Source organism: Streptomyces niphimycinicus (assembly GCF_018883605.1).
Lineage (GTDB): Bacteria > Actinomycetota > Actinomycetes > Streptomycetales > Streptomycetaceae > Streptomyces > Streptomyces niphimycinicus.
Genome location: NZ_JAHLEM010000360.1, coordinates 1 through 9330 on the forward strand (window position 1 = coordinate 1; position 9330 = coordinate 9330).

9 protein-coding genes are annotated in these 9330 nt (G+C 72.1%); 8 read left to right on the plus strand and 1 reads right to left on the minus strand.

Features of this window, described 5'->3' with window-relative positions:
- The first annotated feature begins 58 nt into the window (after nucleotides 1–58).
- From KN815_RS28780 to KN815_RS28810, 7 genes are all read left to right on the plus strand, one after another.
- Nucleotides 59–358, plus strand: coding sequence for an SCO5918 family protein (locus KN815_RS28780; protein ID WP_216344814.1), 300 nt, complete (start codon nucleotides 59–61; stop codon nucleotides 356–358).
- Between the two features lie 152 nt (nucleotides 359–510).
- On the plus strand, nucleotides 511–882 hold the full coding sequence (locus KN815_RS28785; RefSeq protein WP_216344815.1) for an ArsR/SmtB family transcription factor: 372 nt from the start codon (nucleotides 511–513) through the stop codon (nucleotides 880–882).
- A gap of 3 nt (nucleotides 883–885) precedes the next feature.
- Nucleotides 886–1515, plus strand: coding sequence for an SRPBCC family protein (locus KN815_RS28790; protein ID WP_216344816.1), 630 nt, complete (start codon nucleotides 886–888; stop codon nucleotides 1513–1515).
- A 168-nt stretch (nucleotides 1516–1683) separates the two neighbouring features.
- The gene (locus KN815_RS28795; RefSeq protein WP_216344817.1) at nucleotides 1684–2607 is read left to right on the plus strand and encodes an alpha/beta hydrolase; all 924 of its coding nucleotides are present in this window, start codon (nucleotides 1684–1686) and stop codon (nucleotides 2605–2607) included.
- Nucleotides 2608–2689: 82 nt separating this feature from the next.
- Complete coding sequence (locus KN815_RS28800; protein ID WP_216344820.1) at nucleotides 2690–3928, plus strand: acyltransferase family protein; 1239 nt, start codon at nucleotides 2690–2692, stop codon at nucleotides 3926–3928.
- Nucleotides 3921–5294, plus strand: coding sequence for a sensor histidine kinase (locus KN815_RS28805; protein ID WP_216344818.1), 1374 nt, complete (start codon nucleotides 3921–3923; stop codon nucleotides 5292–5294). The genes KN815_RS28800 and KN815_RS28805 overlap by 8 nt, the downstream gene beginning before the upstream one ends.
- Nucleotides 5291–5968: a response regulator gene (locus tag KN815_RS28810; protein WP_216344819.1), complete on the plus strand. Its 678-nt coding sequence runs from the start codon at nucleotides 5291–5293 to the stop codon at nucleotides 5966–5968. The genes KN815_RS28805 and KN815_RS28810 overlap by 4 nt, the downstream gene beginning before the upstream one ends.
- Before the next feature lie 250 nt (nucleotides 5969–6218).
- Here KN815_RS28810 and KN815_RS28815 read toward each other — a convergent pair whose 3' ends face one another.
- On the minus strand, nucleotides 6219–7211 hold the full coding sequence (locus KN815_RS28815; RefSeq protein ID WP_216344821.1) for a helix-turn-helix domain-containing protein: 993 nt from the start codon (nucleotides 7209–7211) through the stop codon (nucleotides 6219–6221).
- 357 nt (nucleotides 7212–7568) lie between these two features.
- Between KN815_RS28815 and KN815_RS28820 the strand changes: the two genes are divergently transcribed.
- The coding region (locus KN815_RS28820; RefSeq protein ID WP_253209299.1) for an ABC transporter ATP-binding protein at nucleotides 7569–9330 on the plus strand (1762 nt) is incomplete at its 3' end.

The following is a 9330-nucleotide window of genomic DNA, read 5'->3' on the forward strand; positions in this document are numbered from 1 at the left end:
CGCTTCGAGGTGTGACACGCTGGCGGTCCCGGCTCCCTTCTCTCCCCGTTGAGGCACTATGCGCTGCATCATCGCCAATTTCGCCTTCGACCTGACCGCGCGGGAGGTGACGGACGCCATGAGCGGCGTCAGCCCGGAACCGATCACCGGTCCCTCGGTCCAGATCGGCCGCCGTGCCTACCCGGTCAAGCAGGTCGGCGCCGTGGTCACCCGCCAGGACCGCCGCGACTTCACGGCGGGCGAGATCATCCGGGCGATGACGCGCCTCGGCTTCACCTGTCACCCGGCGCCCGCGGTCGCCGCGGCCGACCCCGTCGAGGCCGCCTCCGATCTTCTGGGTAAGCCGCTGGAGGGCTGATGCCCACCGGCGCGGCGCGGGCGCGGTAAGGACGTCGAGTCCGCGCTGACCTGCCGCGCTTCCGCCAGTGGGCGGATTTTTCGGCCGTCCATGGCGGCCATGAACGAATTTAAGCGTTGACTTATATAAGCGGCGACTGGCATAGTCCTGGCGTGCACGCACTCGATGTCCTCGGAGACCCCGTCCGGCGCCGGATATTGGAGCTGCTGGCCGCGGGGGAGCGATCCTCCGGCGAGGTCAGCACGGTGATCCGGTCCGAGTTCGGCATCTCGCAGCCCGCCGTGTCACAGCATCTGCGGGTGTTGCGGGAGGGCGGCTTCGCCTCCGTACGGGCCGAGGGCACACGGCGGTTATACGCCGTCGAGGCCGCGCCCCTGCGGGAGGTCGACCGGTGGCTGGATCAGTTCCGGGGCTTCTGGGAGCAGCGGCTGGACGCGCTGGGGACCGAACTGGCGCGGGGCAAGCGGCAGCGGCGGCTCGATCAGGGGCGCGGCGGCGACAGTCGAACCGGTGAGGAAACATAAGTCATGAGCGAGATCGTCGACCAGATCAACGACGTCCACCGCGAGGTCGGCACCCGTGAGGTGGCCGACGGCGAGGCCCGTACCGTCCTGCTGCGGCGCACCTACGACGCCGCGATCGAGGACGTATGGGACGCGTGCACCGACCCGCGGCGGATCAGCCGCTGGTTCCTGCCGGTGAGCGGCGACCTGAAGCTCGGTGGCCACTACCAACTGGAGGGCAACGCGGGCGGCGAGATCCTGCGCTGCGAGCCCCCGCGGCTGCTCACGGTGAGCTGGCTGTTCGGCGAGAACCCCGGTTTCAGCGAGGTCGGGGTGCGGCTGAGTGCCGAGGGCGAGGAGCGGACCGTCTTCGAGCTGGAGCATGTCGCCGTCGTACCGCCCGAGATGTGGGACCAGTTCGGCCCCGGCGCGGTCGGCGTCGGCTGGGACGGCGCACTGCTCGGCCTCGCCCTGCACCTTGCCGGACGGACACCCGCCGACCCGGAGGCATGGCAGACCTCGGACGAGGCGCGGGAGTTCATGACCCGCTCCAGCGCGGCCTGGGGCGCGGCGTACGAAGCCTCGGGGGCACCGGCGGAGGTGGCGGCCGCCACGATGCGGGCGACCACGCAGTTCTACGTACCCCAGGGGTAGCCGCGCGGGCCCGCCGCGAGGCCGCTGCGCACCACCGCACCGGCCCGACCCCCTACCCGTAGTACCTGGGGACTACCCCGCGGATGCACTCCCCGGTAGGACGCCAACCACACGGCCGACTCCATAACTTCCGTACTCACACAAGCTGTCGGTACGGAAGGACCAGCCATGGCGTCCCGTCTTCGCCGCGCCCTGCTCGCGGCGCTCGTCACCACCTCGGTGGTGGTGCCCCTGGTGGGGGCCGCAGGGCCGAGCGAGGTGCCGGCGCCCGCACCCGTGGCCCTGGGGCCCGTCAGCGTCCAGGGGCTGGACCACCGGTACGCGGCCAACCGGGAGGGGATCGCGGCGGCCGAGGCGATGGCGGCCCGGTACGGCGACCGGGCGCGGGAGCGGGCGCTGCGGAAGATGCGGAAGCCATCACGGCACTTCCTGTCCTTCGACGGGCGGAACGGTGGCCGCGCCGTCGAGGTGTACGGGGACCTGGGCCGGGCCACGCGCGTCGCCGTGCTGGTGCCCGGGTCGGACACCAACCTGGAGACATACGACCGGTTCCGGGCCGGGGCCCTCGCGCTGAGCCATCAACTCGGCAGCCGTACCGCCGTCGTCGGCTGGCTCGGGTACAAGACGCCGGGCACCGTGGGACCCGAGGTGCTGACCACGGGCCGGGCCGCCGGGGCCGCTCCCCGACTGGCCGCATTCGTAAGGGAGTTGAACGCGGCCAAGCCCCGGGCCCGGATCTCGCTCCTGTGCCACTCCTACGGTTCGGTGGTCTGCGCCCGGGCCGCGCGAGGGCTGAAGGCCGCGGACATCGTCCTGTACGGCAGCCCCGGTACGGGATTCGACGACGCCCGGCAGTTGCGCACCCGGGCCACCGTGTGGGCCGGGCGGGGCGCGAACGACTGGATCGGCGGGGTGCCGCATATGCGGATCCGGCTGCTGGGCACGACCGTCGGCTTCGGCACCGATCCCGTCTCCGGGCGGTTCGGCGCACGGAAATTCGACGCCGGGGACGTCGGGCACAGCGACTACCTCGAGCCCGGATCCGCCGCCCTGGTGAGCATGGGCCGGATCGTGGAGGGCCGCGATGCGTAACCTCCTTCGTCCGCGTGACACCTTCCGTACGCCCGACCCGGTTCATACGCCCGACCCGGTTCGTCCGCGGGACACCTTCCGCATGCGGGACCTCGTCCGGCGGATCGAGGCCGCCACCCCGCCCGACCGCGACCGCGCCGTGGACGCCCTGCGGGCCATCGCCATCCTCGGCGTGGTGCTCGGCCACTGGCTGGTGACCGCACTGGTCGCCGACAGCGGCACCCTGCGCGCGGCCAGCCCGCTGCTGTACCAGCCCGGACTCACCCCCGTCTCCTGGGTGTTCCAGACCCTCGCGGTGTTCTTCCTGGTCGGCGGGCAGATGAGTGCCAAGAGCCATGCCTGTGCCCGCGCCCGGGGGATCGGCTACCGGCGGTGGCTGCGCGCCCGGCTGGCCCGGCTGTTCCGGCCCGTCGCCGCCGTGCTCGTCGTATGGGCCGTGGCGGTGGGGGCGATACTCGGCTCCGGGGGGAGCCTGCTGACCGTCCACACCCTGCTCAAACTCGTTCTGTCCCCGCTGTGGTTCCTGCTGGTCTACGCGGTGCTCACGGCCGCGACCCCGCTGGTGGCGCGGCTGCATCCGCTGTGGCCGCTGGCCGTCGTGCTCCATGTCGACCTGATCCGGTTCGGCTTCGGCGGCCCGGCCTGGCTCGGCTGGATCAATCTGGCGGCGGGCTGGCTGGTCCCGTACTGCCTGGGCGCCACCTGGGGCCGGGGCTTGCTGCGCGGCCGTACGGCCGGGTGGGTGCTGCTGATCGGGGGCGCGGTGGTCACCGCCGGGCTCGTCCTGTTCGGCGGCTATCCGGCGGCGATGGTCGGGGTGCCAGGTGCCCCGATATCCAACCTCAACCCGCCCACCCTGGCCGCCGTCACCTTCGGTCTCACCCAGTGCGGCGCGGCCCTGTTGCTGCGCGGACCCCTGCGCCGGGTGCTGGCGCGGCCCGCCGCCTGGGCGGTGGTGGCGCTGGTCAACCTCTCCGCGATGACCGTGTTCCTGTGGCACCAGACCGCGATGATGGCGGTCAGCGTGACCACGCTGCGGCTGTACGGGCCGCTGCCGGGGCTGCACACCGTGCCCGACGGCCCCGGCTGGGTGCTGGCGCGGCTGTGCTGGCTGCCGGTGTTCGCGGGGGCGCTGCTGATCTGCTGGGCGGCGTTCCACGGGTACGAGGCGGGGCGACCGCGGAAGGGCGGTGGCGGGGTCGTCCGCGGTGGTGGTGGCGTCGTTCGCGGTGGTGGTGGCGTCGTTCGCGGTGGGAGCCGCGTCGTTCGCGAGGGACCTTCGGCCCGGGAGGCCCGGCAGGTGGAGAAGCCCAGTGTCTAAGGTCAAGGCCATGACGGGCGGGCGGATGGCGGACCGGCTGGCGGAGGGCGCGCGCACCCTGCCGCGCACCATGGGCGAGGGACTGCGCGCGGTGCCGGGCATCCTCCGCGCGGACCTGTGGACGGTGGCGCGTGACCCGCTGCCGCGGCTGCGCTGGCTGGGTCGGCTGCCCCATGGCCATGTGGTGTTGTTCGCGGTGCTCATGGCCTGGCTCAGCATGGCGCAGTTCCAGGAGCCCGCCAGTCCGGGGACGGCCCAGGACCCGGTGCCCATGATCGGTTTCGTGGTGCTCCAGGCGCTGGCCGTCCAGGTGGCGCTGACCCGCCCGATACCGGCGTGGTGGCTCTCGACCGCCATGCTGTTCGTGACGGCGCTGGTCGCGGAGAATCGCGTCCCCGACTATGTGCCCTATCCCTGGAACTACGGTCAGATCGCGCTGCACACCGTCGTGCTGCTCCTCCTCGCGCTGCGGGTCCGCCCCCGGATCGTCGCCGAGGCGCTGATACTGACCCTGCTGGTGGGGGTGGCCACCTCGGCCTTCGCCACCCGGCCCCATACGGACGGCCTTTACGAGGCGTTCGTGTCCTTCACCACCGCCGTGGTGGTGGGCGCGGCCCTGCGCGGCCGCCGGGTGGCGCGGACCCGGCTGGTCGAGCAGGAGGAGCTCACGGCGGAGGAACGGGCCCGGCGCACCCTGCTGGAGGAGCGCAACCGCATCGCCCGCGAGCTGCACGACGTGGTCGCCCATCACATGTCGGTGATCTCCATCCAGGCGCAGGTCGCCCCGCATCTGGCCGAGAACCCCTCGGACGATCTGAAGGAGAACCTCGCGGGCATCCGCCAGAACGCGGTCGAGGCGCTGGCCGAACTGCGGCGCGTGCTGGGCGTGCTGCGCTCCGAGGACGCCCTGGCCGACGGCGCCCGGCACGCCCCGCAGCCCACCCTGGACCGGCTGGACGAGCTGGTGGGCACGGTGCGCGGAACCGGGATCACGATCCTTACGGATGTCACCGGGGAGCGGCGGCCGCTGCCGCCGGGCGTCGAGCTGTCGGCGTTCCGCATCGTGCAGGAGGCGCTGAGCAATGTGATGCGGCACGCGCCGGGCGCCCAGGCGCGGGTGGAGCTGGGGTACCAGCGGCGCGGGCTCACCGTCCGGATCGTCAATACGGCCCCGGACCGGCCGGCTCCGCCGTCGCCGGGCGCCAGGCACGGGCTGCTCGGGATGCGGGAGCGCGCTGCGATGCTAGGGGGTGAGCTGACCACCGGCCCGACGCCGGACGGCGGTTACGAGGTGACCGCCGTGCTGCCCACGCACCACCCCGACCCGTCCGCCGCCGCGCCCGAAACCGCCGAGGATCCCGCATGACGACGACCATCCGCGTCCTGATCGCCGACGACCAGATGATGGTCCGCCAGGGCTTCACGGTGCTCCTGAACGCCGAGCCGGACATCGAGGTCGTCGGCCAGGCCGTGGACGGGGCCGACGCCATCGACCAGGTCGCCGAGCTGGCCCCGGACGTGGTCCTGATGGACATACGGATGCCGGGAGTCGGCGGTATCGAGGCCACCCGCCGGCTCACCGAACCCGCCGGGGCCACCGTCAAGATCCTGGTCCTCACCACCTTCGACCTCGACGAGTACGTCTACGAGGCGCTGCGCGCGGGCGCGTCCGGGTTTCTGCTGAAGGACGCCTCGGCGGATGAACTGGCCCATGCGGTACGGGTGGTGGCGGCCGGTGACGCGCTGCTGGCGCCGAACATCACCAAGCGCCTGATCGGCGAGTTCTCCCGGGTGAGCGCCGCCGTCCCGCGCGGTCCGCTCCGGGAGCGGGTGGGCGATCTGACGGAGCGCGAGACCGAGGTGCTCACCCTGATCGCCCAGGGGCTGTCGAACGCGGAGATCGCCGCGCGGCTGGTGGTGGCCGAGCAGACCGTGAAGACCCATGTGAGCCGGATCCTGTTCAAGCTGGGGCTGCGCGACCGGACCCAGGCGGCGGTCTTCGCCTACGAGACGGGGCTGGTGCGCCCGTCGGCGTTCTGACCGGTTTCTCCTCGGGGGTGTGACGTCGCGCGCTGCGGAAAACGGCGAGCGCTGCGGAAAGGCGACGGCGAGCGCGGAGGAGCCCGGGATGGCGCTCCCCGTGCACGGAGAACGCGGTCCGTGCACGGAGAAGGGGATCCGTGCACAGAGGATCAAGGCACTGTGCACAGGATGCCAATGACATCCCGGCCCCGCCGGGCCCATGCTGATCAGTGACGGGTGAGCAGGGTTACCACGGGGGGAGCCCCGCTCACCTGTTCGTCCACAGCGCCGTATGGCGGAAGTCCCGTGGGGGCAGGCCATAGGCGCCGCGGAAGGCACGGCTGAAGTCCGCGGCGTGGCTGAATCCCCAGCGGGCGGCGATGAGATGGATGGGGGTGTCGCCCAGGGCGGGATCGGCGAGGTCGCGGCGGCAGCGCTCCAGGCGCTGGGCGCGGATCCACGCGGCGACCGTGTGCCCCTGCTCCTCGAAGAGGCGGTAGAGGTACCGGAGCGAGATGTGATGGGCCGCGGCGATCGACGCCGGGGTGAGCCCCGGGCTGTGCAGGTTCTGCCGGACGAATTCCTCGATGCGTAACCGCAGGGTGCGCCGACGGCTCTCGGGGGTGAGCCGGTTCTCGGCGCGCGCCTCGGCACCGGCGTCCAGCTCATGCGCGAGCAGCGCGTTGAGCAGATCGATGGCGACGGTGCCGAGGCGCGGTGCGTCGGCCGGGCCGTAGCGGTCGGATTCGGCGGCCAGCCGGGTGAGGAAGTCGGCGAGCATGGCCCCGATCCCGGACCGCCCGGACAGCCGCCGCCCGAGCAGCCGGTTGAGCTCGGCCGCCGGGAACGGCAGCAGCGAGGGGCGGAGGGTGATCGACATCCCGTCGACTCTGCCGCGCTCGCACACCGCCACATACGGCGTGGAGGTCGAGGTGAGCATGAGTTGCCGGGCGCCGATCGTGGCTTCGGTGTCCCCGTGGCGCACATCGCTCTCCCCGCGCAGGGTGAGCCGCAGATGGTAGAGCTCCGGGTCGGAGCGCCGGATATGGGCCGCCGTCCGCTCGTTGCGCAGTGACGGTACGGAGGTGGAGGTCAGCATCACCTCGCCGAGGCTCACTCCGCCCCGTACGCTCGCCCGGAAGTCGTGCTCATGGTCGCTGCGGAGTTCCATCGGTATCGCCGTCAGCTCGCACAGGGCGCGCCAGGCCGCGAATCGCTCCTCGGGCGGGATGTCGTCGATCTGGAGTCCCGTCACGATCATCACCCTTTCGCCGTACGGTGGTGAGCTTTTCGGTGGACGCGACCTTAGACGGCACTGCTAAGTGTTTGATGAACGGTCCGGTATTGAACAGTCCGCTTTTGGGTGATTCCGCGAACGCGTATCCGGGCGGGGCGGAGCGGGCCGAGGCGGCGGCCCGGCCGGATGTGACCCGGTCCGATTGTTGCCGAAGGATGAAATCCGCACATCAGTGTGTTGGTGCCTTCCGGAAGCGTGTGCGGATCGGGAGGTCAGCGGGTGGCGGGCGTAGCGGCGGACGCAACGGATGAAACGGGCAAAAAGGATACGGGCGGGCCGGATGCGGATGGGCCGGATACCGGGCAGGGCTGGGTAAGGCGGCTGTTCGGCTACTGCTGGCTGTACCGCAAGGATGTGCTGCTCGCCCTCGGTGCCTCGCTCGCCGGAATGGCCGTCATGGCGCTCGTCCCGCTGGTGCCGAAGCTGATCATCGACGATGTGATCGTCCAGCACGACCGGTCGCTCGCCCCCTGGGCCACCCTGCTGATCGTCGCCGCCCTCGTGGTGTACGTCCTCACCTATATCCGCCGCTTCTACGGCGGACGGCTCGCCCTCGACGTCCAGCACGCCCTGCGCACCGAGATGTACGCCTCCATCGCCCGCTTCGACGGCCGACGGCAGGACAACCTCTCCACCGGCCAGATCATCGGCCGGGCCACCAGCGACCTCCAGTTGATCCAGGGCCTGCTCTTCATGGTGCCGATGATGATCGGCAACGTCCTCCTCTTCCTGGTCTCGCTCGTCGTGATGGTGACGCTCTCGCCGCTGCTCACCGTCGTCGCCCTCGCCGTCGCCCCCGCCCTGTGGATCCTCGCCTCCCGCAGCCGCATCCGGCTCTTCCCCGCCACCTGGTACGCCCAGGGGCAGGCGGCCGCCGTCGCGGGTGTCGTGGACGGGGCCGTGACCGGTGTCCGGGTGGTCAAGGGGTTCGGGCAGGAGGCGCAGGAGACCGACAAGCTGCGGGCGGTCGGCCGCCGGCTGTTCGCCGCCCGGCTGCGGACCGTACGGCTGAACTCCCGCTACACCCCCGCCCTCCAGGCCGTCCCCGCCCTCGGTCAGGTCGCCATGCTGGCGCTCGGCGGCTGGATGGCCACCCGCGGCCAGATCACCCTCGGCACCTTCGTGGCCTTCTCGACGTATCTCGCCCAGCTCGTGGGCCCGGTGCGGATGCTCACGATGATCCTGACCATCGGGCAGCAGGCACGGGCCGGCGTCGAGCGCGTCTTCGAGCTGATCGACACCGAGCCGGTCATCGACGAGCGCCCGGACGCCCGGGAGCTTCCCGAGGACGCCCCCGCGACGGTGGAGTTCGACCGGGTGAGCTTCGGCTACGACCCCGAGCGTCCGGTGCTCTCCGAGGTGTCCCTGCGGATCGAACCGGGCGAGACCCTGGCCGTCGTGGGCGCCTCCGGAAGCGGCAAGTCGACGCTGTCCATGCTACTGCCGCGCTTCTACGACGTGTCGTCGGGCGCGGTGCGGATCGGCGGCCACGATGTGCGGGAGCTGACGTACGACTCGCTGCGCGGCGCGGTCGGGCTGGTGCCGGAGGACAGCTTCCTCTTCTCCGACACCGTGCGCGCCAACCTCGCCTACGGGCAGCCGGACGCGAGCGAGGAGCGGATCCGGGCCGCCGCCCGCGCCGCCCAGGCCGATGGCTTCATCTCCGCGCTGCCGGGCGGCTATGACACCGAGGTCGGCGAGCAGGGGCTGACCCTCTCCGGTGGCCAGCGCCAGCGGCTGGCCCTGGCCCGCGCGATCCTCACCGACCCCCGGCTGCTCGTTCTCGACGACGCCACCTCGGCGGTGGACGCGCGCGTCGAGCACGAGATCCACGAGGCGCTCCGGGGCGTCATGGCGGGCCGTACGACCCTGCTGATCGCCCACCGCCCCTCCACGCTCGCCCTCGCCGACCGCATCGCGGTCCTGGACCGGGGCCGGGTCGTGGACGTGGGCACGGATGAGGAGCTGAGGGCGCGCAGCGCCGTCTACCGGCGGCTGCTGGCGGACGGGTCCGAGGCGGTCGCCGCCCCGGGCGGCGAGGGCCCCGGGCACGTGGTCGCGCCGCCGACGGCGAACGGCCCCC